This is a genomic window from Methylobacterium gossipiicola (genome assembly GCF_900113485.1).
In the GTDB taxonomy this organism is placed as follows: Bacteria; Pseudomonadota; Alphaproteobacteria; order Rhizobiales; family Beijerinckiaceae; genus Methylobacterium; species Methylobacterium gossipiicola.
Genome location: NZ_FOPM01000013.1, coordinates 18,704 through 40,995 on the forward strand (window position 1 = coordinate 18,704; position 22,292 = coordinate 40,995).

Here is a 22,292-nt window from a genome sequence, read left to right on the forward strand (position 1 = left end):
GTCCAGGCTGATCGGGCCGCCTCGATGGGGACAACCCCCGCCGTGCGTTCGCACACGGCGGGGCACGATTTCGCCACGGTTCGATCTTAGCCATAAGGTGACTCAATCGGTGAACGGCCGGGGCCGCGATAACCGAGCGTTTACGGTTTTCGACAAGGTTGCGTTCACCACGATCCGGCGCGTCATGCGGGATCTGGCGAGAGGGTAAGGCCATCGTGCGTCAGTTCCCGCGACACGGATCACGGCCGGGGCCCCGCCATGCACGCCTGCGGCGGGCCGCCATCGCCTCCGGCATCGCCCTCGCCCTGGTCGCGGGCACGCGCGGCACCCAGGACGCCGTGGCCAACGGCGACACCCGCACGCTCTCGATCTATCACAGCCATACCAAGGAAAGCCTGACCGTCACGTTCAAGCGCGACGGTCGCTACGACCGTGCCGCCCTGGAGCAACTGAACTGGCTCCTGCGCGACTGGCGCGTCGACGAGCCGACCAAGATGGACCCGCGCTTGTTCGACACCGTGTGGGAAGCCTACCGCTCGGTCGGCTCGCAGGAGCCCATCACGGTGGTCTCGGCGTATCGGTCGCCCGGCACCAACGCCATGCTGCGCCGCCGCTCCAAGATGGTGGCGGAGTATAGCCAGCACATGCTCGGCAAGGCGATGGACTTCTACCTGCCCGACGTGTCCATCGATCAGATCCGCGCCGTGGGCATGCGGATGCAGCGCGGAGGTGTCGGCTGGTATCCCCGCGCCGGTTCGCCCTTCGTCCACCTCGATGTCGGCTCCGTCCGCTCGTGGCCGCGCATGACCCACGATCAGCTCGCACGCCTGTTCCCCGACGGCAAGACCGTTCACCTGCCCTCCGATAACCGGCCCCTGCCCGGCTACGAACTCGCCCGCGCCGAGGTGCTGGCCCGCGGTGGCACCGTGCTGGGCATCACCCAGGTGGCGCAGGTGGACGAGGATGACGGCCCGAGCATCCGGGGCTTCTTCGCCAGCCTGTTCGGCGGCGGCAGCGAGACGCCCGCCCCGGCGCCCGCTCCCGTGGCGCGGGGCCGCGCCAAGCCCGCCGTGGTGGTGGCGAGCGCCGACCCCGACGACACGACCGGCACCCGCGCAGCCCTCGCCTACGCCGCCCCGGCCGCGAGCGACACCCTCAACGCGGGCCTCCTGCGCCGCGACGGACGTGACGCCCGCAGCCTCCTGACCGCCGAGCCCGCCGGCGCTTCCGAGACCGGCAAAGCCGCGGACCTCGCCGCGTCGGACGCCCTGCCATCGCTGGCGATCCCCCTGCCCCCGCGTCGCCCGTCCGATCTTGCGGCCATCACCGCCGCCCTCACCATGCCCCTGCCCCCGCCGCGCCCGGCGATCCAGGTCGCGGGACTGGGATCCGCCGGAATGGCGAATCTCGGCGCCGCGCCCGCCCCGGTGGCCCCCGCTCCCGTTGCCGCCCGGTTGGTCCCGGCCGGGGCCGATCCGAAGCTGCAGCTGCGCGCCCTGTTCGCCACCGCTGCGCAGGGCGCCTCTGAACCGGCGAGCCGCGCCGCCCCCGTGCGCGTCGCCGTCACCAAGGCCAAGCTCGACGGTGCGCCCGCCGGCAGCCTCACCCAGCCGGCGGCCGTCGCCACCCGCTTCTCCTCCCGCGCCCCGGGCGACGATCTCGCCGCCGGCCGCTTCTCGGGCTCGGCCACCCGCCCGGTGCCGGGCGCGCGCTGACGAGCCCGGCCTCGACGGGGGCTCGAAGGCAGGAGGACCCTCTGGACCTGCCTGGCGGCCCTCTCCCTGGCCGAGGGGTACTTCGGGTAACGGATGTCGCGCTCCGAACGCCTCTTCGACCTGCTGCAGATCCTGCGCCGTCACCGAAACCCCGTTCGCGGACGAACGCTGGCCGATGAGACCGGCGTGAGTCTGCGGACGCTCTACCGCGATATCGTCAGTCTTCAGGCGCTCGGCGCGGATATCAGGGGAGCGCCCGGTCTTGGGTATGTCCTGAGGCCCGGCTTTCTGCTGCCCCCTCTGATGTTCACGGCGGAGGAGATCGAAGCCCTGGTTCTCGGTTCACGGTGGGTCGCCGAGCGCGCGGACGATCGGCTTCGCGACGCCGCGCGGAGCGCAATGCGTCGGATCGCGGCGGTGTTGCCCGACGCGCGTCGGGACGACATCGAAACATCACCGCTCCTGATTGGCCCCGGCGCAACGATCCCGGCCGATCATGTCGACCTGACCGTGCTGCGCGAAGCCGTTCGGACCGAACGCAAGATCACGCTCACCTATCGTGACAAGGTCGGGAGGACGTCGGATGGGATCGTCTGGCCCTTCGCCCTCGCCTACTTCGAATCGGTTCGCGTGCTGATCGGATGGTGTGAGCTGCGCGAGGGGTTTCGTCATTTCCGTACGGATCGGATCGTCTCGACCGGCCTTATGGAGGATCGTTATCCGAGACGGCGGCACGCCCTCCTGAAGGAGTGGCGCATCGCCGAAGGCCGTCCGCCAAGCGGGGATTGATTCGCCGCTGCTGCCGGAAACTGACAGCCACACACCCTAACCTCCCCTTCGTTCACCGGGCGGATCGGAGGATCGGCATGACCAGCACCAGCACCCATTTCCTGTATGTCACGGACGTTTCGGCGAGCGCGACGTTCTACGCCCGTCTCCTCGATCTCGAGCCGACCGAGGTAAGCGCGACCTTCGTGCTCTTCGTCCTGTCACAGGGGCTCACGCTCGGCTTGTGGGAGAAAGCGGACGTCCAGCCAGCCCCTTTGACGGGGGGAGGCGGCGGCGAACTCGGCTTCAAGGTGGCCCACGTATCGGAGGTCGATCGTATCCACGAGGCGTGGGTGGCGAAGGGCGCGTCGACTCCGTTTCCCCCCACCGACCTCGACTTCGGCCGAAGCTTCGTTGCCCTCGATCCGGATGGGCACCGATTGCGCGTCTATGCCGTTGTCGGAGATCGGTGAGGCGAGCGGCTTTCCCCCCGGACTTGCGCTTTCCGGACTTGCGGGGCGTTCCGGCCGAGCGTTCGCTGCGCGCGGCCCCTTCGCCCTCACACCATGCCGAGCGCCTGCATGTAGAGTTCCAGGATGGCTTCCTCCTCCTGGCGCTCGGCGTGGTCCTTCTTGCGCAGGGAGATGATCTTGCGCAGGGCCTTCACGTCGAAGCCCGTGCCCTTGGCCTCCGCGTAGACGTCCTTGATGTCCGAGGCGAGGCCGGCCTTCTCCTCCTCCAAGCGCTCGATGCGCTCGATGAAGCTTTTCAGCTGGTCGGCGGCGACGGAGGAAGCATCGACGGCGGGTTCGGCGGAAGCGGCCATGGTCGTGACAATCCCTGACTGGCGAGGCGCATTCTGTCGAATGCACCGGAACCGCTTCACTAAGCGTTCAAGCTTACCGGGTTGTTACGGCCTGGGCCCCGACACGCAGACCGGGGCCAAGTCTCTGGTTGCGCTGCGCTTTCGCTCTAGCGAGCTCAGTGCGCCTCGGGGGCCTTGGCGGCGAAGGCCGCCTGCTGCTCCGGCGTCGCCTCGGCCTGGTGCAGGCGCTTCCACGATTCGTAGGGCATGCCGTAGACCGCTTCACGACTCGCATCCTTGGTCAGCGCCACGCCCTTTTCGTCGGCCGCGTCCTTGAGCCAATTCGACAGGCAGTTGCGGCAGAACCCGGCCAGATTCATGAGGTCGATGTTCTGCACGTCCGTCCGGTTGCGCAGGTGCGAGACGAGGCGGCGGAACACCGCCGACTCGAGTTCCGTGCGGGTGGCGGCGTCGATCCCGTCCAGGGCGTCTTCCGAGGCCGCTTCGGTCGGTGCGGGATGGGTCATGGCGATGTCCTCGCGGTGTCGTTGGCGTCACGTGATACGGCGTCGGTCCCGCGCCTGGAAGGTGCCGGAGCCCGTCGCACCCGGCCGAGCCGGATGGATCGATCGGGGCCTATGGGTCAGGTCGGGTCGCAGTCCCGCCCGTCAAGCGGAGCATGTCTGCGGCGAGGGGCTGCGGCGCTACAGGTGCGAACCAGATCCGATGGTGTCGGGAAAGAAATAGGGCTGAAATCGTTCCCGATCTTGATCTAGGTAAAAGTCGTTCTGCTGAAATCGGATTGTTTTCAGTTGACGATTTCGAAAGGGGCTGGTGTCCGAATCACGGTCGGGGGCGGTGCGCGCATTTGTTCGCATCGTTACGCTTGCTTCGGTCTGTTCTCGCCCTAACCTGAATTGCAGAATAGTGTTGTGGTGTCCTGGGTTTGGAGTTGTGTGGCGGCCGGTTCTCGTCCGGTCGCGTGGGGGGGATCGAGACTCTGGCGATGGATGCAGCGGCCTACGGCTTCACCGATCTCGAGCGCCTCCGCGCCGCCCTCGATGCCTCCTGCGTCGTCGGCACCTGGGATTGGGACCACGTCGTCGGGGCGGTGATCTACGACGAGGGCGCGGCGCGGTTCCTGACCGGTCAGCCCGAACTCGCCGGCCGCCACCTTCGCGGCCCCGCCGCCCTCGCCGCCGTGCACCCCAGCGACCTGACCTGGCTCATGGAGCATATGCTCCGGACCGTGCAGAACGGCGGTCTGGTTCTGGCGGAATACCGCGTCTTCGAGGCGGACGGGGCGGTGCGCTGGTTGCTCAGTCGGGGACGGACCTACCACGACGCGGCGGGCCGGCCGGAGCGCTCCCACGGCATCCTCATTGACATCACCGAGATGCGTGACGGTGGCGAGCGCTACATACTCGGCACCGAACCGATGGCCGAGAACAGGCTCATGCGCGCGGCCGACTTGGCCCTCACCCTGAAGGGCCTCCTCGGAGCAGACGTTCCCCCGGAGGTGAGCGCCGCGGCCGACCGGCTTCTCCTGAGCCTCGGCCGTGCCATCGCCCGCAGGACCGAGCGCTACGCCCATTGAGGGGGGCGGTCCGGGAGATTTCGTCGGGCGGGGATCCGGTTTCAGGGCAACAGGGGCCGCAGCAGGCGGGCGAAGCGCTCCGCCCATTCGATCTGGCCGGGTTCCGCCGCGATGAGATCCTGGCGGATCTCCACCAGGGCGTTGCGCAGGCCGCGCGCGATGGCGTGGCGGTCGATGGTATCGCCCGGCAGGCCGCCGCCATAGGGCTCGTTGTCGCCCACGGTGAGGCCGGCTGGGTCGGCGCGCAAACCCGCGATGAGTGGCGCGCTCAGGCGGTCGTCCCGGTCCCACAGGATGCCGACGTGCCACGGGCGCGCCACCGTGCGCCAATAGGGCGTGAAGCTGTGCATGGTGAGAATCGCCGGCGGCACGCCCGTCGCCTCGGCCGCCGCCACATGCGCGTCGATGGCCGCGTCGAAGGGTGCGTAGAACCGGCGGATGCGCTCGGCCTTGCCCGCCTCGTCGATGCGGGCGTTGCCCGGCACGATGGCGCCGTCGGAGAGGCGCATCACCAGGGTCGGGTCAGCCCGGCCCCGGTTCGGGTCGATGATGAGTCGCGAGAACCGGGTGAGGATCGCGGGCGCGCCGAGCAGGGCCGCGAGATGCCGGGTCACCGCCGCCGCGCCGATGTCGTAGGCGATGTGCCGGGCGAATTCGTGCTCCGGCACGCCGAGCTGGTCGAGATCCTCGGGCACGTGGTTCGAGGCATGGTCGCAGACCAGAAGCAGGCCGCGGCTGGAATCGCCTGGAATGGTCTCGACGGGATGCGGTGGCAGCATGGGCGGCGGGGTCCTGGGCGCTGGTCCTGGGGCTCGGGCGGGGCCGGGCAAGTTTCCGGCCATGCCATCGCGCGCTTGCCGCGACGGCGAGCGTCGGGCACAGCACGTATCGCGGACAAGCGCGGGCACGGCAACACGCGGGCCTGCCCGAACTGATCCCGCGAACAATCACGATCCGGCGCGGAACGCCGGGCGGCCTCCCTCACGACCTCTTTTCCGCGATACACGGACACGCCATGACCGCGCCCTCCCCCGCCGATCCCCGCGCCCTCCTCCTCGGCATCCTCGACGAGGCCATCGCGGCTGCCCATCCGGCCCGTTGCCTCGTGCCGCACCTGCCGGCCCCCGGCCCCGGCCGGCTCATCATCCTGGGCGCGGGCAAGGCCGGTGGCTCCATGGCGGCCGTGGCGAGCCGGTTCTACCGGGAAGAGCACGGCGTCGACGAGAGCCGCATCGTCGGTCTGGCGGTGGCCCGCCACGGCTACGGCGAGGAGGCGCCGATGATCCGCATGGTCGAGGCCGGGCATCCCGTGCCCGACCAGGCCGGCATCGACGCCACCGCCGATGCCCTGAAGATCGCCGCCGATGCCGGCCCGGACGACGACGTGCTGGTGCTGCTCTCGGGCGGCGGCTCGGCCAACTGGATCGCGCCGGCCGGGGACCTGACCCTCACGGAGAAGCAGGCCATCACCAAGGCGCTCCTGCGCTCGGGCGCGCCCATCAACGAGATCAACTGCGTGCGCAAGCACCTGTCGCGGATCAAGGGCGGCCGCCTCGCCCTCATGGCCCGCAATGCCCGCTCGATCCTGACGCTGGCCATCTCCGACGTGCCCCATGACGATCCGGCGGTGATCGCCTCCGGCCCCACGGTGCCGGACCCCTCGACCCTGGCGGACGCCCGCGCCATCTGCGAGCGCCGGGGCATCCCGCTGCCGGAGACGGCCAAAGCCCTCCTGGCCGACCCCGTCAACGAGACCCCGAAGGCCGGGGACGCCGCCTTCGCCCGCGCCGAGTACCGCATCATCGCCCGGCCCATCGACGCCCTGGAGGCGGCGGCCGAGGCTGCGCGCCGCGCCGGCTACGAGCCGGTGATGCTCGGCCCCGACGTCGAGGGCGAGGCCCGCGAGGTCGCCGCCGAGCACGCGACGCTCGCCCTCAAGTATCAGGCGGACGGCGCCAAGGTCGCCATCATCTCGGGCGGTGAACTCACCGTCACCATCAAGGGCGAGGGCCATGGCGGGCCCAATCAGGAATACGCCCTGGCGCTCGCCCTGGCGCTGGACGGCGCCCCCGGCATCCTCGGCATCGCCGCCGACACGGACGGCACGGACGGCGGACGCGGCGAGGCGACCGACCCGGCCGGCGGCCTCGTCGATCCCACCACCCTCGCCCGTGCCCGCGCCGCCGGCCTCGACCCCGCCGCCATGCTGGCCGACAACGACTCGACCCGGTTCTTCGCCACCATCGGCGACCTCGTCCAGCCGGGTCCGACCCGCACCAACGTCAACGATTGCCGGGTCATCCTTGTCGGGTAAGCGATCCACGGCGGTCGAAAGACCGGCGCCCGTGGCCGGGCGTCGGCTCTCCTTGGCCTCGTTCCGGCGCGGGTCCCCGCTTCTGAAAGGAGAGGGACGGGGCGAGGTGCGGTCCCTGTCCGGACAGGTGACACACCTCGCCGTAAGTCTCTCCTTCCGAGGGAGCCCGTTACGTCCCGTGCCGGCGTCGGGGGGGCAAGCCGTCTTTAAGGATCGTATGGATCGGTCTGATCGGCAGCAGAGGAAATCCAGCACGATGCGCGCGGTCCGTGCTTGCCAGCGGTTCGTCGCCACGACCGTTCCGGCCCTCTTTCTTTTCGCGAGTCCCGCCCACGCGGACCTGCGCATGTGCAACCTCACCACCAGCAAGGTCGGCATCGCCCTCGGCTACCGCGACCCCCAGGGCTGGGTGACGGAGGGGTGGTGGGAGGTGGCGCCCAAGGGCTGCGAGACCCTGCTGAAGGGCGCGCTCGCGGCGCGGTTCTATTACGTCTACGCCGTGGACTACACGCGGGGCGGCGAGTGGGCCGGTCGCTCGCTCATGTGCACCAAGGACCGGGAATTCACGATCCGGGGCGTCGAGGATTGCCTGGCGCGGGGCTTCGACCGCAACGGCTTCTACGAGGTCGATACCGGCGAACAGAAGAGCTGGACGATCCAGCTCACCGATCCGAACCAGCCGCCGGCGCCCTGACGAAGGTCACACGGCCTCGATCTCGGCCAGCAGGGCGTCCGACAGGGTGAGTCCCGATTCCGCCGCGCGCGCCCGGGCGGCGAGGCGACGGGTGCCCGGCAGGCGGGCGCCGTCCTGATCCTCGATCATGGCCGCCAGGGCGGCGAAGCGTTCGCAGGCATCGGTCGCGAAGGCTGTGGCGTCGAGGGCGAGGATGAGCTGGCCCGTGCCGGGCGGCTCGCCGACGGCGTCGAGGAAGGAGGTCGCCTCTCCGGCAAAGCGCGCACCCACGAGCCCGGCCGCGAGGAGTTCGACCATGAGGGCCAGCGCCGTCCCCTTGGCGTCGCCGAGCGGGATCATGGTCCCGGCGAGCGCCGCTGCCGGATCGGTGGTGGGCCGGCCCGCCGCGTCCACCGCCCAGCCCTCGGGAATCGCCTCGCCCCGCTGCCGGGCGGCGACGATGTTGCCCCGCGCCACCTTCGAGAGGGAGAGGTCGACCACGAGGGGCGAGCGCCCCGGCAGGGGGCAGGCGAAGGCGATGGGATTGGTGCCGAACACCGCCCGGTTGCCGCCCCAGGGCGCCATGGCGGCCGGTGCGTTGGCGAACAGCAGGGCCACCAGCCCCTGCGCCGCCAGGGCCTCGGCCGGGCGCCCGGCGGCACCGCAATGGTGCGAGCGCCGGATGGCCGCCGCCGCCACGCCCTGGCTTCGGGCGAGGTCGGGCAATGCCGCCACCGCCGCGTCGAGGGCCGGATAGGCGAAGCCGTGTCCGGCATCCACGGCGAGGAGGCCCGGCCGGGGCCGAGTGACGGTGACGGCGACGTCGCCCACCAGCTTGGCGGCGCGGATCTGCGCCCCGTAGGCGATGAGGCGCACGAGTCCATGCGATGCGAGGCCGTCCGCCTCAGCCCCCACGAGGGCGCGGGCCGTGCTCTCCGCCGCCGCCCGCCCGGTGCCGCAGCGCAGGAGCGTGCGCACCGCGAGGGCGTGGGCCTCGGTGAGGGTCAGGGTCGGCATGTCTCGGAACATCCTCAGTCTCGGGATCGGAAGGAGGCGCCCCGATCCGGCGCGAAGGTGGCATCGTAGAGCGCCGCGTGCTGCCGCAACAGGGCGTCGATGCGGGTGCTCAGGAGGGCGTGGATCTCGCGCATCCGCCGGAAATCGGCGTTGGTTCGGGCCTGGAGTTCGCCCAGCTGTGTCGGTTCGTCCGGATCGTGCGGTGCCTCCAGGGCGCGGCTCGTCTCCCGCAGGGCGAGGCCCCGCACGTGCCGCTCCACCGCGTCGAGGGCCGCGACCTGTCGGGCGAGGTGATCGTTGACATCGATCAGCCGGGCGACGTTCGCCTGAAGCGACCGGCGGATCGCGGCGACGTCCGTCGACGAAAAGGCGGCATCGGAGGAGTCCATGGGACCATGATCCTAACTTGACCGGCCGGATGGAATCAGGATCGGTGTCGATCCGTTAAGGGCCGCTTAAGTCTTCGCCCCAAACTCAACCCGTAGAAGAAAAATTCTCTCCTCGTGCGGTCCGGCCTGGTTTCGCTGCGTCCCGCCTCTCCCGTTTCGTCCGCCCTCTCCCGCCCCTGGCCCGGCGGCGGGGCTGCATGTCCATGCCCGCCACGCATCGCACCGTCACGAACGGCGGTTAAGCAAGGCGCCACGTTCTTGACGCGCTGGCCCCATCGGTGCTTGTGGCCCTTCGCTCAATGCCCGGTCGCTCGAAACCGGCGGGGCCTCATTCGGGATGGAGACCGCCTTGAAACGTTCGCGCCGCACCAAGATCATCGCAACCCTGGGGCCGGCCTCCGATACGCCGGAGATGATCGAAAAACTGTTCCGCGCCGGCGCCGACGTGTTCCGCCTGAACATGAGCCACCTCCCCCGCGAAAAGCTGCCCGAGAAGATCGAGGTGATCCGCACCATCGAGCGGGAGCTGCGCCGGCCCATCGCTGTCCTCGTCGATCTCCAGGGGCCGAAGCTGCGCGTCGCCGCCTTCGCGGAGGGCGCCGCCATCATCGAGAACGGCGCCAGCTTCGTCCTCGACAGCGACCCGACGCCGGGCGACGCCACCCGCGTGTACCTGCCCCACCCCGAGATCCTCTCGGCCCTGGAGCCCGGCCACGTCGTCATCATCGATGACGGCAAGCTGCGCCTCGTGGTGACCGAGGTGTCCGAGGGCCGCGCCGTGACGAAGGTGGTCGTCGGCGGCCGCATCTCCAACCGCAAGGGCGTGTCCCTGCCCGACACCGTCATCCCCGTCGCCGCCATGACGGAGAAGGACCGGGGCGACCTCGAAGCCGGCCTCAATGCCGGGGCCGATTGGATCGCCGTCTCCTTCGTGCAGCGGCCGGAGGACGTCGCCGAGGTGAAGAAGGTGGCGGCTGGCCGTGCCCTCGTCATGGCCAAGATCGAGAAGCCGCAGGCGCTCACCCGCCTCGAGGAGATCATCGAAGTCTCCGATGGCCTCATGGTGGCGCGGGGCGATCTCGGCGTCGAGATGCCCCTCGAGCAGGTGCCGGGCGTTCAGAAGCGCATCACCCGCGCGTCCCGCCGCATGGGCAAGCCCGTCGTGGTGGCGACCCAGATGCTCGAATCCATGATCACCGCGCCGGTTCCGACCCGCGCCGAGGTCTCGGACGTCGCCACGGCCGTCTACGAGGGGGCGGATGCCGTGATGCTCTCGGCCGAGAGCGCGTCGGGCGCTTTCCCCATCGAGGCGATTTCGATGATGAGCCGCATCGCCGAGCAGGTGGAGCGCGACGCCCTCTACTGGACCATCCTCACGGCCCAACGCTCGGAGCCCGACGCCACGGCCTCCGACGCCATCGCGGCCGCCGCCCACCAGATGGTGGACGCCCTCAACCTCACGGCGATCATGGCCTGGACCCATTCGGGCTCCACCGCCCTGCGGCTGGCCCGCTCGCGGCCCAACGCCACGATCATCGCCCTCACGCCGCGCCGCGAGACGGCCCGGCGCCTCGCCCTGTGCTGGGGCACCCACCCCATCGTCACCAACGACGCCAGCGACGTCGACGACATGGCGTTCCGGGCGGCGAAGTTCGCCGTGCGCGAGCGCTTCGCCGATATCGGCGACCGGGTGATCGTGGTGGCGGGCGTGCCGTTCGGGACGCCGGGCGCCACCAACCTCGTGCGCATCGCCTTCGTCACCCGCGAGCACGCCGCGAAGGCGTAACCTTGTCTCCGGCCCGATCGCCTTCGGATCGAAGGGGCGCGACGGGTCCCCTCTCCGTACGGGAGGGGGAGCCCGCGCTCGCCAGGGACCGAATGGATCGATCGAAGACAGCGCCATGCTTTCAAGGCGCGACCGGGTCTCGCTTCGCGGCGATCCGGTCGGCCAGCCGCACCACCTCCGCCGCCAGGGCGTCCACGGCGACGTACTGGAGCATGTGGCCGATGCCCGGCAGCAGGACGAGGCGGGCGTCCGGAATCGCCGCGGCCAGGGGCACCGCCTGGCGCTCGGCCGGCACCGCCGCGTCGGAATCACCCGAAATCACCACCGTCGGCACCCGCAGGCCGGCATAGCGCGGGGCCTGGGCCGCGAGGGCGGCGGGTAGGCCGGCCAAGTCCTGCAGGTTCGCCGTGATGGAGCCGGGCCGTAGCACCAGGGCGGCGCGGCTGCGGTCGAGGTAATCGGCCGGCGCGGCCTGGGGCCGGAACACCGCGCCGCCGATGCGGGGCAGGTAGTACAGGCCGATGGGCGTCGCCACCGTGTGGCTGAGGACCCAGGTCATCGGCGGCCACAGGGCGAGGCGGTAGGTCCAGGGGACCGTGCCCATGCGCGGATACGGCATCGCCACGGGGGCGGCCAGCACGAGGCCCGCCACCCGCTCGGGGTGGTCGAGGGCGATGGCTGTCGCGAGCGCCCCCGACCAGGAATGCCCGAGGACGATGGCCGGGCCGACGCCCATCTCCGCCAGGGCCGCCGCGATGGCGTGTCCCTGCGCGGCGGGCGACGCCATCTCCTCGCCGCCGAGGCGGTCGCTCCAGCCCGAGCCCGGCCGGTCGAAGGCGATGACCCGGAACCCTTTCGCCGCGAGGCGGCGACCGATGCCCTCCAGGGGGTCGGCGGCGTTGGCCGAGGCGCCGTGCAGGAGCACGACGGTGCCGCGCGGCGGTTGCTCCGGTCCCGCCACGATGCTGGCAAGGCGTCCACCCGGCACCGGCACGAACGGCCCCTGCGGCGGGTGGCGCGCCTCGATCCGCAGGGTGATGAGAAACGTCGCCAGGGCGCCCGCGCCGAGCCCCACGGCGACGAGGCCGAGGAGCCCCGCGATCAGCTTGAAGAGGATCATCGGGGCTACAGGTCGCGCCCCTCGACATCCGGGGCGAGACGGTCGATGGCGCCCTGCAGCTTGTCCATGCGCGGATACAGGGCGGCGGCCCGGCGGAACGCCTCGAGGGCACGGACCTTCTCATCCATCGAGAGGTAGATCCGCCCCAGGGCCGCCCAGGCTTCGAAGTGCCGGGGTTCGATCACCAGGGTGCGCTTGAGGTCCGCGATGGCCCCGTCCTGATCCTTCAGGAGCCAGAACACCGTGGCGCGCCGGTTCCAGCCTTCGGACCAGCGGGGCTCCAGGGTGGTGGCCCGGTCGAGGAGTTCGATGGCCAGGGGGAAATCCTGGCCGCTCATGGCTTGGCGCGCCCGCTCCGTGAGCAGGTCGGCCGTCGCGCTGCCCGAACGCCCCAGGCGCTGTTCGATGAGGCGGGCGATGCCCTTGGCCTCCGCATCGTCCTCCGCCGCCTTGAGGCGGGCGTACAGATCATCGAGGCTGGGAGGCGTGCGGACCTTCTCGGGGGGCTTCTCGTCCGGCGTCGGTCGAGCGAGGGCGATGGGGGGACCCCCAACGCAAAAAGCCGCGACGAGCGCGGCTTTCAGCAACATCGAAGCATGTTTCGGGAAGTGCGGCATGGGGAGAGCTTCCTCGCCCCGCCCGGTGCCGTCAACCCGCCGCCTTGCCGCGCCCGCCTCCCGCAGGATCGGACGGCTGGGCCTCAGCCCTGGCGCGCCTTGAAGCGCTTCTGGGTCTTGTTGATGATGTAGACGCGGCCCTTGCGACGCACGAGCTGGTTGTCGCGGTGACGGCCACGGAGGGACTTGAGGGAGTTGCGAATCTTCATCGGTCTCACGTCGGCCGGGCTTTGCACCCGCCGCCTGTCCATAGGGTCTCGGGAACGAGGCACCTCGAACGGCGACCTCGGCGATGTGTGTGGACGCATCGCGGAAAGGCGGTTGCCTTATCAGGATTCGCAAGCCCAAGGCAAGATGCCGCGATGCGAATCCGTCCCGATGCGTCGGCGATCCGGAGGGTTGGGGCCGGGTGAGCCGGTGTCCCGGACTCGGCCCGCGAAGACAAGACCATAAATCGGCAGAGGGCACCCGTGATACGGATCTCCAGCACCCGGACCACGAAAACGACCGCCGGGTGATCCCGGCGGCCGATGGGGGCGGCGACGTTCCGGTCCTCAGGGCTGGGGCGCCGACGGTGCCGCGGGCGTTCCCGGCACGGCCGGCACCTGTGCCGGCGCCGCCTCGGGTGCCTTGGCCCCGTCCGCCACCGTGACCTTCGTCAGGGCCGGATAGGCGTCCACCACAGGGACACCGTTGAGGGGCTTGCTCTGGCCGTTGTGGCAGGTGGTGCAGTTCACCTTCGGCACATCCCCGAGGGTGCCGAGGCGGTTGCGTGGGAAGGTCGAGGTCAGCGGCTCCATGAAGTTGCCGTTGATGTCCCGCACCATGCGGATGCCGTGCCAGGCGGTGGTGCGCTGGGGCGTGCTCTGTGACCAGTCCGCCACGGCCCGGGTGTTGTGGCAGAAGGTGCAGTTGACGCCCAAACCCTCCGCCATGTGGATCATGAGGCCGAAGGTCTTCTCGGCGTCCTGGATCGGCTTGCCCTTGGAGGTCGGCAGCGCCGTGGTGGCGTTCACCCGGATGGCGCTGTTGTCGATGGACTTGTCGGCGAGATACTCGGTCAGGGTGTCGTAGGGGAGCGACGCGAGACCGACGGACGGCTTGGCGAGGTTCTGACCGTTGTTGCGGGCGATGAACCCGCCGGGCCGGGCCGGACCCGGATCGGTGAACCAGATGTTGGCCGGCACCGGCTGCCCGCGATGGCAGGTGTAGCAGGTGACGCCCGTGCCGCCGACGTGGTTCGCTTTCCAGTCGCTGTTGATGTGCTGGGTCATCTGCAGCATCCGGCGGGCGACGCGCTTCTGGTAGAGGCTGTCGTCGGCCATGTTCTCGGTGTTGTGGCAGTAGGTACAGCCCTGCTCCGGTGCGACCCACTCCGTCATCGAGACCATGAGGCGGTTGAACTCGTTGGTGGTCAGACCGCTCAGAACCTTGACGTTCTCGTAGGTCTGCCCGGCGAGGTCGCCCCCCTCCTCCGCCGGTTCGGCGGGGGCGGGCGCGGCGTTGGCGGCCCGGGCCTCGGCCACCGCCTCGCGGGTGTGGATCTGGTCCATGCCCGTGCCGCGAAAACCGTTCTGCGTGGTGGCGAGCGGTGGCCGTTCCCAGCCCGCCGTGCCGAACATCGCCACCGTGAGGAAGAAGGCGATGGAGGCCCCGAGGACGACGAAGAAGGTCTTCATGGGGTCCCTCCGGGTTGGCTCAAGGGATCGACGATGGGGCCGAAGACCTGCGGGTAGGACGGGGCGACGCCGTGCTTGACCGCCCAGAGGTACCAGTTGTCGACGACCGTGCCGGTGAGCAGGATGCCGATCCCGCCCGTGAGCGTGGTGAGGACGGCGAACCACCAGGCCCAGCGATGGATCGATTCCATCGTGGCGTTGAACCCCATGGTCCAGCGCCAGAACAGGGCGGCGCGCTCCGTGGCCGTACCGCGGTCGACGATCTGGTCGATCTCACGCTCGCCGCCGAAACGGCTCACCGCCAGGATGGTCCCGCCGTGCATGGCGAACAGCAGCGTCGACCCGTAGAGGAAGACGATGGAGAGCATGTGGAACGGGTTGTAGAACAGGTTGCCGTAGCGCAGGGAGAACGCGGCGGTCCAATCGAGGTGCGGAAAGATGCCGAACGGCACCGCCTCGCTCCAGGAGCCCATGAGCACCGGCCGGATGAAGCCGAGGACGAGGAACAGCCAGATGGCCGAGGCGAAGGCCCAGGGCACGTGATAGCCGAGGCCCAGCGCCTTGGCCCGACGGAACAGTCTGAGCCACCACAGCAGCACCGAGGCCGTGAGGAAGAAGCCGGCGATCAGCCACCAGCCGCCCTCGGCGAGCGGCGGCAGGACCCGCAGGCCGTATTGCGGGCGCGGCGGTTCGAGGGCGAGCCAGGGCAGTTGGCGCACGAACTGGACGGGGTCCCAGTTCACCGAGGCCCACATGTTGAGGCCGATGATCTCGAAGGCGATGAGGCCGCAGGCGAAGGAGAGCGCGCCGAGATAGCCGATATAGATCGGGCCGACCTGGGAATTGCCGATGAGGCCGAACAGGTAGGAATTGAACGGCTTGCCCCAGCGAGAGCTGCCGGAGGCCAGGGGAATGCCGAGTTCCGGAACGACGGGGCGAACCTGCACTTCCGTGAAGATGTTCTGATAATAGGCCATTGTTCGTGCCTCCCTCTCAGCGCCAGACCGGGAGATTGAGCCACCAGCCCCACCATTCCGGCCAGCCACGGGTCCAGAACGGGCCGCTGATGACGATGCAGACGGCGCTCCAGAAGCCCGCCGACAGGGCGAGGAACAGGCCGAGGCGGTGGATGCCGAGCGTGCCGATGGAGTAGCCGATGGTGTCGCGGAAGAAGGTGTCCTCGTGCTCGGGCGTTTTGACGACCTCGCCCTTGCCCGGATTGGTCGAGGACAGGATCAAGGCGCCGTGGAGCGAGAGAGCCAATGTCGTGGTGAAGAAGAACGTCACCGCCAGCATGTGGGCCGGATTGTAGTGGAAGTGCAGATACTGGTAGCCGGTGTTCGAGACCCAATCGAGGTGGCTCAGGATCCCGTACGGAAAGCCGTAGCCCCAGGCGCCCATGAGGAACGGGCGGATCACCACGAGGGCGACATAGGCGAAGATCGCCACCGAGAAGGCGAAGGGCACATGATAGCCGATGCCGAGCTTGCGGCAGATCTCGACCTCGCGCAGGGCCCAGGACGAGAACGCCCCGACGGCGCAGAAGGTGATGATCTGCCAGAGACCGCCCTCCTTCAGGGGGGCGAGCGCCAGGCCGTACTTGATGTCCGGCGGCGCGATGTTGATCTGCCAGATGTTCCACGTCGGCCCGAGCGCCGCGCCGTAGATGATCAGCGCCGTGCCGAGCACGGAGAAGAACAGAGTCGTGACGCCGAAGAAACCGACGTAGAACGGTCCCACCCAGAAATCGAACAGGTCCCCGCCGACGAGCGTTCCGCCGCGGACCCGGTATTTTCGTTCAAAGCTCAGCATCGCCATCGCGAAACCCTCCCGGCGTCACGGTTCGTGTCGGGTTCTTCTGGAGAGTGGCGCGGGCGGGGGCCGAGGGACTCGGCCGCCCGCCCGCCGACCTTGGCTCGGGTGTTCCCGTCAGGCGGGCATCGTCGGCAGGACGAGGCTCTGCGCATTGGCGGCGCGCGGAGCCTTGGGACCTTCCAGCCAGTTGAACCGATCGGTGCTGAGCAGGATGAAGTGGATCAGCAGGGCCAGGACGAACAGGAAGGTGAACAAAGCCACCAGGGTGCGGCGCGGATCGAACAGGAGCCAGACCTTGTGCATGGTGCGTCCTCCTCAGGAAATCAGCGACGTGACGGCCTGGACGGTCGTCTCGAGGGCGGCGTAGCCCTTGGGTCCCGGCAGCCACGGGCGCCACATCCACACGAGGATGTGGGCGACCACGGCGATGGCCGTGAAGATGATGAAGCTCGTGAGGAAGATCGCGTGGAACTCCTTGGCTTCGGGTTCCGTCAGCCCGGACAGGCTGCTCGGTTTCTCGACTATGCCGTTGGCCATCGGTTGAACCTCCGTGGGTCTGGCCACGCGACTGCGCGGCGGCTGTCGCCGGAACCGTCACGGATCCCGGCGGTCCTTCCCACCAATGCGGATGGGAGGTCGGTCAGGGGCTTGCCCGAAGGCCCGCCCGGAACGGGAATGCGGCGCAGGCTGACGGTCGTCAGCCCATGAACACGAACGGGATGGCCGAGACCGCCATGCTGCGGGCCTCGGCGAAGACCGAGCGCCGCTGCGGCGCGATCCCGATGGCGGGCGCGGGCATCAGGCGGTGGACGCAGGCGGCGACGAGGAAGAACGGGTAGGTCGCCGCCAGGATGAGGCGGAACTGGACCGCGTCCTGATGCAGGCGGGAGACCGGGTTCAGCGAACGTTGCATGGGGCACGTCTCCTCGTGGCAAATCGCGCGGCGCGGGCGTGGGAGCCGACCGGGCGGCGCCGCGCCGTCGGGGTCGGAGGGCTGAAGAGGCGCGCGCTCACGCGGCGGCTCCGAGGGCGGTGTCGGCGCGGGCCCGCGCGACGTGGTCGGGGGTGACGCGGGGCGCGTCCTCGCGGCGCGCGGCGCGCTCGGCGGCGTCGCGCAGGCGCTTGGCCGCCGAGATCCGCACGAGCACAGGATGCGCGTCCACGAGGGTGTCGAGGTCGGCCCGGGCCGCCTCGTCCCAGGGCAGCTCTCGGTGGAACCGCGCCGGGGTCGCCTCGACGGCATCCATGTCGCGGGCGAGCGGCAGGATGTGGAAGAGCATGTCGAACAGGGCGTTGCAGACCTCCTGGACGAGGTAGGTCGCGCCCGAGAACCCCATGAACGGCGTGCCGGTGTGGCGGCGGATGATGGCGCCGGGGAACGAGGCCGGGACGAAGACCGCCCGGGCTCCGGCTTCCGCCGCGTACATCCGCTCGTTGAACGATCCGAACAGCACGAGGGGCGGATGTTTCGCGATCAGGTCGCGGATCGTTCCATTGTCGGTTTTCTCGCCGGCTCTCCGGGACACCGAGAAATGGCAGGGCAGCCCCATTTCGTCTTCGAGGAAGTGCCGCACGCCCCGTGCGTAGGTCTCGCTGGCCACGATGCCGAAGCTCGCCGTACCGAAGAAGTCCTGCGTCACGGAGCGCCACAGGTCCCAGACCGGCTTGATGGTGGTGTGCTTCTCGCGCTCGATGAACGGCTCGGGATCGAGGCCGAGGATGTCGCCCAGGGCGCGCAGGAACTTCGTCGTGGCGTGGAGGCCGATGGGGGCCTGGAGGTAGGGCCGCCCCAGGGCCTCGCAGAGGAGGCGGCCGAACTCGCGGTAGAGGCAGATGTTGGCGTCGGCGTTGACGAGCTTGGGCACGTCGGCGAGGTGCGAGCCCAACGGAAACACGAGGTTGACCTCGGCGCCGATGCCCTCGACGAGGCGGCGGATCTCGGCGAGGTCGGACGGCATGTTGAAGGTGCCGTAGGCCGGGCCGATGAGGTTGACGCGGGGCTTCTCACCGTCCTTGCGTGCCGGCCGGGCCGGGATGCCCTTCTTGGCGAATTTGCGCGCGCCGTATTCCTGCCAGAGCCAGGCCATGGCCCGGTCGGCGGCCTGCCACTGGTCCTCGTCGATGGTGCGCGGCAGGAAGCGCTGGAGATTGGTGCCTTCGGGCGTCACGCCGCCGCCAATCATCTCGGCGATGGAGCCGGTGACGACGACGCTGGGCTGGCCCGGATCGAGGGTGGCGTGCGCCCGCTTCATCGCCGCTTCGGTGCCGTGCCGGCCGAGTTCCTCTTCCGCCAGGCCCGTGACCACGATGGGCAGTTCGTGCGGCGGCAGGGCGTCGGTGTAGTGCAGCACCGAGGTGACGGGCAGGTTCTCGCAGCCCACGGGGCCGTCGATGACCACCTGCAGGCCCTTGATGGCGGTGAAGACGTAGACGGCACCCCAGTAGCCGCCGGCCCGGTCGTGATCGAGGACGAGCATCAGGCCATCTCCCCGATGGGATCGTGAGCGGGCTTGCCCCGGGGGGCGCTGGCCACGGCCGTGCGCAGCTGCGGCACCTCTTCCCAGATGCCGGCGGCATGGCCCTCGCCGACGCCGGCGAAGAAGTCCCGCATGGTGTCGAAGCGGTGGCGGTTGCCGATGGCCGCGTTGATGACCTTGGCGAGGGACCCGGCCCCGGCGACGCCCATGAGCGGGCGGGCCGAGATGAGGTTGGTGAAGTAGAGCGCCGGGATCGCGAGGGCTTTCGCCTTCTGCACCACCGGGGTGGTGCCGATGGCGAGATCCGGCCGGAACTCCATGAGGGCGGCGAGATCGTCCTCGAGGGAGGCGCGGAACCGAACGGTGACGCCGCGCGCTTCGAGCCATTCGCGGTCGGCGTCCGAATGGGGCGTCCGCGGGCAGGCGGTGCCGACGTAGCGCAGATCCGCGCCGCTCTCGACGAGGAGGCGCCCCACGAGGAGTTCCGACCCCTCGTAGCCCGAGAGGGTGATGCGGCCTTTGATGGGAGTCGCGGCGAGCGCCCCCCGGATCATCGGCAGCATCCGGTTCTTCGTGGTTTCCACCGTGGCGCGGGGCACGGCGCAGGCTTCGCCGATGCGGTCGAGCCAGTCGGCGGTGCCGTCGTGTCCCACGGGGGCGGAGCCGACGATGGGCCGGCCGGCCAGTTCGAACTCGCGGATCGACGCGGTGTAGAACGGATGGATCGCCGCCACCGCCGCGCCGTCGAGGGCGGCATAGAGTTCGCGCCATTCGCGGGTGGGAATGACGGGGCCGGCGGCGAGGCCGAGCGGTTCGAGGAGGCCGCCGATCACCACGGGGTCGGCCGGGAACATCTCGCCGAGCAGCGTCACCGTGGGGCGTTCGGCGCGACCCGTCCGGGGGGCCTGCACCGGCCCCTGCTCGGCCTCCGTCCGGGCGAATTTCAGCATGGCCCCGGCGAGCACGTCCTTGGCCTCGGCGTGGGTCGGAACGCCGAAACCGGGCACGTCGATGCCGATGATACGGACCCCGTCGATCTGCTTCGGCAGGAGCCGCAGGGGCACGCCGGAGGCGGTGGGGACGCACAGGTTGATCACCACGACGGCGTCGTAATCGGCGGGTTTCGCCACATCGAACACCGCCGCGCGGATGTCTTCGAACAGCTTTCCCGTCACCAGGGTCTCGGAATTGAACGGCACGTAGCCGACCGTCCGCTTCGCTCCGTAGAAATGCGCCGTGAAGGTGAGACCGTAGACGCAGCAGGCAGACCCTGAGAGGATCGTCGCCGTCCGGCGCATCCGCAGGCCGACGCGCAGGGACCCGAAGGCCGGGCACATGCTCTGGGGTTGGTCGTGCGGGCCGGCCGGATAATCCTGCCGGAGCTGCTCGAGGGTTTCCGACAGGCCGTTGACTTCTGCCGCCGCCCGCATCGTCGCCTTTCCGGAGTGACAGCCGAGGCCGTCGCCCTGCGTGGCGGCGAGATTCACGCCCTCCGGGGCGGCGGGCGGCAGGGTGGAGACAGGGCGCGTCGCCCTGGCGCGAAGGTCCGCGATGTCGAGGGTGACGGCCATGCGGTCAGACCTCGTCGTAGATGACTTCGAGGGACGGCTTCACGACCTCGGCCGTGCCGCACATGTCCTCGAAGGTGGCCGGCACCAGGGTGACGCCCCGGCCGACCGCCTCGCCCTTGAACAAACCGAGCAGCCCGTCCTGGGTGAGTGGCGTCGGATGGTTGGGCGCAGCCTCGTGGACGTTCTGCGCCAAGTCGGCGAAGAGGCCTCCCCACGGGCTCTCGGGGCGACCGATGATCTCGTAATTCGCGCTCTTCTTGCGGATGTCATCGTCGGCCGGGATCGAGGCCAGGATCGGGATGCCGACGGCGGCGGCGAAGGCCTGGGCCTCGCCGGTGCCGTCGTCCTTGTTGATGACGAGGCCGCCGACGCCGACATTGCCGCCGAGCTTGCGGAAATACTCCACCGCCGAGCAGACGTTGTTGGCGACGTAGAGGGATTGCAGATCGTTGGAGCCGACGACGATGACCTTCTGGCACATGTCGCGGGCGATCGGCAGGCCGAAGCCGCCGCAGACCACGTCGCCGAGGAAGTCCAGCAGCACGTAGTCGAAGCCCCATTCGTGGAAGCCGAGCTTTTCCAGCAACTCGAAGCCGTGGATGATGCCGCGTCCGCCGCAGCCGCGCCCGACCTCCGGTCCGCCGAGCTCCATGGCGTAGACGCCGTCGCGCTTGAAGCAGACGTCGCCGATGGCGACGGCTTCACCCGCGAGCTTTTTCTTGGTGGACGTCTCGATGATCGTCGGGCAGGCCCGGCCGCCGAAGAGAAGAGACGTCGTGTCGCTCTTCGGATCGCAGCCGATGAGCAGCACCTTCTTGCCCTGCTGGGCCATCATGTAGCTGAGATTGGCGAGCGTGAACGATTTGCCGATGCCGCCCTTGCCGTAGATCGCGATGATCTGCGTCGCCTTGGTGGCGGTCACAGGCACGGGATCGGGCTCGACGCCGGCCTCCGCCCGCAGGGCCTCGGATGCCTTCAGGGCGGCGCCGTTCAGGTGCATGTTCATGCGGCACTCCAATCGAGGATCATCTTGAGGCAGGCGGGCTCGCCGAAGGCCGTGCGATAGGCTTGCGCCGCGTTGGCAGCGGGCTGGCGATGAGTGACGAGGCCGTCGAGGGACAGACACCCCGACGCGACGAGGGTCACGACGGTGGCCAGATCCTCCGGCTTCCACTGCGCCGCGACCCGAATCCGGGCCTCGCGCAGGAAGGCGGGGGGAAAGGTGAAGGCCAGCGGGGCCTCGTAGAAGCCGGCGAGCACGATCTCGCCCCCGGGAGCGAGGTGCCCGATCAGTGTGTCGAGGAGCCCGGCATCGCCGCTGGCATCCGTGATCGTGGCGTAATCGCGCCGTGGATCGGCTTCCGGGTGGAGGACGGCGTAGCCCTCTCCACCTTGAGCCCGAAGAGCGTCGGTCTCCCACACCACCGGCGTGCCGCCAGCCGCTACGGTGAGGCGGGCGAGGAGGCGCCCGAGCACCCCGTGGCCGACGATGAGCGAGGGGCCGGACGCGACGGACCCGAGGGCGTGCCGGGCCGTCGCCGCCAGGGCCATGAGGATGCCGCGCTCCCCCAGGGCGGGATCGAGGGGCACGAGGCGGGCGCCGGCGCTGACGAGGTGCGAGGCGGCGCCCCCGAACAGACCGCGCACGGGGCCGAAGCAGCGGGCGCCCGGCACGAACACGGTTTGTCCCGGGCTGACGCCCGAATCCGCCCCGGCCGCGACGACCGTGCCGACGGATTCGTAGCCGGGCACCAGGGGGTATCCCATGCCGGGGAAGGACGGCATCCGGCCCGACCAGAGCAGGCGCTCCGTGCCGGTGCTGATGCCGCTCCAGCGCACGGCGATGACGGCATCGGCCGGGCCGGGGGCGTCGAGGGCGAGGGTGTTGAGGGCGATCCGTCCCGGCTCATGGAGGACGATGGCACGCGCCTGCATGGTCCGACCCTCCC

General features: G+C 69.9%; 25 protein-coding genes. 7 read left to right on the forward strand and 18 right to left on the reverse strand.

Going from position 1 to position 22,292, the window contains the following annotated elements:
• Positions 1-215: 215 nt before the first annotated feature.
• The 3 genes from BM249_RS12515 (at position 216) to BM249_RS12525 (ending at position 2,956) form a co-directional block, all read left to right on the forward strand.
• Positions 216-1,715 carry a peptidoglycan L,D-endopeptidase MepK gene (locus BM249_RS12515; RefSeq protein WP_244528729.1) on the forward strand — a complete coding sequence of 500 codons (1,500 nt, stop codon included), beginning with the start codon at positions 216-218 and terminating at the stop codon, positions 1,713-1,715.
• 93 nt (positions 1,716-1,808) lie between these two features.
• Complete coding sequence (locus BM249_RS12520; protein ID WP_091972290.1) at positions 1,809-2,504, forward strand: helix-turn-helix transcriptional regulator; 696 nt, start codon at positions 1,809-1,811, stop codon at positions 2,502-2,504.
• A gap of 77 nt (positions 2,505-2,581) precedes the next feature.
• Positions 2,582-2,956 carry a VOC family protein gene (locus BM249_RS12525; RefSeq protein ID WP_091972292.1) on the forward strand — a complete coding sequence of 125 codons (375 nt, stop codon included), beginning with the start codon at positions 2,582-2,584 and terminating at the stop codon, positions 2,954-2,956.
• An 86-nt stretch (positions 2,957-3,042) separates the two neighbouring features.
• Here BM249_RS12525 and BM249_RS12530 read toward each other — a convergent pair whose 3' ends face one another.
• Positions 3,043-3,309, reverse strand: coding sequence for a DUF2312 domain-containing protein (locus BM249_RS12530; RefSeq protein WP_091972294.1), 267 nt, complete (start codon positions 3,307-3,309; stop codon positions 3,043-3,045).
• Positions 3,310-3,464: 155 nt separating this feature from the next.
• On the reverse strand, positions 3,465-3,815 hold the full coding sequence (locus BM249_RS12535; RefSeq protein WP_091972296.1) for a DUF1244 domain-containing protein: 351 nt from the start codon (positions 3,813-3,815) through the stop codon (positions 3,465-3,467).
• Between the two features lie 479 nt (positions 3,816-4,294).
• Between BM249_RS12535 and BM249_RS12540 the strand changes: the two genes are divergently transcribed.
• On the forward strand, positions 4,295-4,885 hold the full coding sequence (locus tag BM249_RS12540; protein WP_091972298.1) for a PAS domain-containing protein: 591 nt from the start codon (positions 4,295-4,297) through the stop codon (positions 4,883-4,885).
• Positions 4,886-4,926: 41 nt separating this feature from the next.
• On the opposite strand, the gene BM249_RS12545 is transcribed toward BM249_RS12540, so the two are convergent.
• The gene (locus BM249_RS12545) at positions 4,927-5,664 is read right to left on the reverse strand and encodes an N-formylglutamate amidohydrolase (protein ID WP_091972301.1); all 738 of its coding nucleotides are present in this window, start codon (positions 5,662-5,664) and stop codon (positions 4,927-4,929) included.
• A 236-nt stretch (positions 5,665-5,900) separates the two neighbouring features.
• Here BM249_RS12545 and BM249_RS12550 point away from each other — a divergent pair, with 236 nt between their 5' ends.
• Positions 5,901-7,199 (forward strand): glycerate kinase type-2 family protein, encoded by a 1,299-nt coding sequence (locus tag BM249_RS12550; RefSeq protein ID WP_091972303.1) that lies wholly within the window; start codon positions 5,901-5,903, stop codon positions 7,197-7,199.
• Between the two features lie 256 nt (positions 7,200-7,455).
• Entirely contained in the window at positions 7,456-7,893 is a 438-nt protein-coding gene (locus BM249_RS12555) for a DUF1036 domain-containing protein (protein WP_091972305.1), read from the forward strand.
• A 6-nt stretch (positions 7,894-7,899) separates the two neighbouring features.
• On the opposite strand, the gene BM249_RS12560 is transcribed toward BM249_RS12555, so the two are convergent.
• Complete coding sequence (locus BM249_RS12560; protein ID WP_091972469.1) at positions 7,900-8,889, reverse strand: Ldh family oxidoreductase; 990 nt, start codon at positions 8,887-8,889, stop codon at positions 7,900-7,902.
• Positions 8,890-8,903: 14 nt separating this feature from the next.
• Positions 8,904-9,278 carry a hypothetical protein gene (locus BM249_RS12565; RefSeq protein ID WP_091972307.1) on the reverse strand — a complete coding sequence of 125 codons (375 nt, stop codon included), beginning with the start codon at positions 9,276-9,278 and terminating at the stop codon, positions 8,904-8,906.
• A 349-nt stretch (positions 9,279-9,627) separates the two neighbouring features.
• Between BM249_RS12565 and pyk the strand changes: the two genes are divergently transcribed.
• The gene (gene pyk, locus BM249_RS12570) at positions 9,628-11,064 is read left to right on the forward strand and encodes a pyruvate kinase (RefSeq protein WP_091972471.1); all 1,437 of its coding nucleotides are present in this window, start codon (positions 9,628-9,630) and stop codon (positions 11,062-11,064) included.
• Between the two features lie 121 nt (positions 11,065-11,185).
• Here pyk and BM249_RS12575 read toward each other — a convergent pair whose 3' ends face one another.
• From BM249_RS12575 to bchC, 13 genes are all read right to left on the reverse strand, one after another.
• Positions 11,186-12,184, reverse strand: a complete 999-nt coding sequence (locus tag BM249_RS12575; RefSeq protein WP_091972308.1) for an alpha/beta fold hydrolase — start codon at positions 12,182-12,184, stop codon at positions 11,186-11,188.
• Between the two features lie 5 nt (positions 12,185-12,189).
• Positions 12,190-12,774: a tetratricopeptide repeat protein gene (locus BM249_RS12580; RefSeq protein ID WP_091972309.1), complete on the reverse strand. Its 585-nt coding sequence runs from the start codon at positions 12,772-12,774 to the stop codon at positions 12,190-12,192.
• Positions 12,775-12,884: 110 nt separating this feature from the next.
• A complete protein-coding gene (gene ykgO, locus BM249_RS12585) occupies positions 12,885-13,010 on the reverse strand; it encodes a type B 50S ribosomal protein L36 (protein WP_091972311.1) in 126 nt (41 codons plus the stop codon).
• Positions 13,011-13,355: 345 nt separating this feature from the next.
• The gene (pufC, locus tag BM249_RS12590; protein ID WP_091972313.1) at positions 13,356-14,480 is read right to left on the reverse strand and encodes a photosynthetic reaction center cytochrome PufC; all 1,125 of its coding nucleotides are present in this window, start codon (positions 14,478-14,480) and stop codon (positions 13,356-13,358) included.
• Positions 14,477-15,457 carry a photosynthetic reaction center subunit M gene (pufM, locus tag BM249_RS12595; protein WP_091972315.1) on the reverse strand — a complete coding sequence of 327 codons (981 nt, stop codon included), beginning with the start codon at positions 15,455-15,457 and terminating at the stop codon, positions 14,477-14,479. The genes pufC and pufM overlap by 4 nt, the downstream gene beginning before the upstream one ends.
• A gap of 16 nt (positions 15,458-15,473) precedes the next feature.
• On the reverse strand, positions 15,474-16,298 hold the full coding sequence (pufL, locus tag BM249_RS12600) for a photosynthetic reaction center subunit L (RefSeq protein ID WP_091972317.1): 825 nt from the start codon (positions 16,296-16,298) through the stop codon (positions 15,474-15,476).
• A gap of 111 nt (positions 16,299-16,409) precedes the next feature.
• Entirely contained in the window at positions 16,410-16,598 is a 189-nt protein-coding gene (pufA, locus tag BM249_RS12605; protein ID WP_091972319.1) for a light-harvesting antenna LH1, alpha subunit, read from the reverse strand.
• Between the two features lie 12 nt (positions 16,599-16,610).
• The gene (gene pufB, locus BM249_RS12610; protein WP_091972321.1) at positions 16,611-16,832 is read right to left on the reverse strand and encodes a light-harvesting antenna LH1, beta subunit; all 222 of its coding nucleotides are present in this window, start codon (positions 16,830-16,832) and stop codon (positions 16,611-16,613) included.
• Between the two features lie 160 nt (positions 16,833-16,992).
• Positions 16,993-17,208, reverse strand: a complete 216-nt coding sequence (locus BM249_RS12615; RefSeq protein WP_091972322.1) for a hypothetical protein — start codon at positions 17,206-17,208, stop codon at positions 16,993-16,995.
• Positions 17,209-17,305: 97 nt separating this feature from the next.
• Positions 17,306-18,772: a chlorophyllide a reductase subunit Z gene (gene bchZ, locus BM249_RS12620; RefSeq protein WP_091972324.1), complete on the reverse strand. Its 1,467-nt coding sequence runs from the start codon at positions 18,770-18,772 to the stop codon at positions 17,306-17,308.
• On the reverse strand, positions 18,772-20,343 hold the full coding sequence (gene bchY / locus BM249_RS12625) for a chlorophyllide a reductase subunit Y (RefSeq protein WP_091972325.1): 1,572 nt from the start codon (positions 20,341-20,343) through the stop codon (positions 18,772-18,774). The genes bchZ and bchY overlap by 1 nt, the downstream gene beginning before the upstream one ends.
• Positions 20,344-20,347: 4 nt before the next feature.
• Entirely contained in the window at positions 20,348-21,349 is a 1,002-nt protein-coding gene (locus BM249_RS12630) for a chlorophyllide a reductase iron protein subunit X (protein ID WP_091972326.1), read from the reverse strand.
• The gene (bchC, locus tag BM249_RS12635) at positions 21,346-22,278 is read right to left on the reverse strand and encodes a chlorophyll synthesis pathway protein BchC (RefSeq protein WP_091972328.1); all 933 of its coding nucleotides are present in this window, start codon (positions 22,276-22,278) and stop codon (positions 21,346-21,348) included. The genes BM249_RS12630 and bchC overlap by 4 nt, the downstream gene beginning before the upstream one ends.
• Between the last annotated feature and the right edge of the window lie 14 nt (positions 22,279-22,292).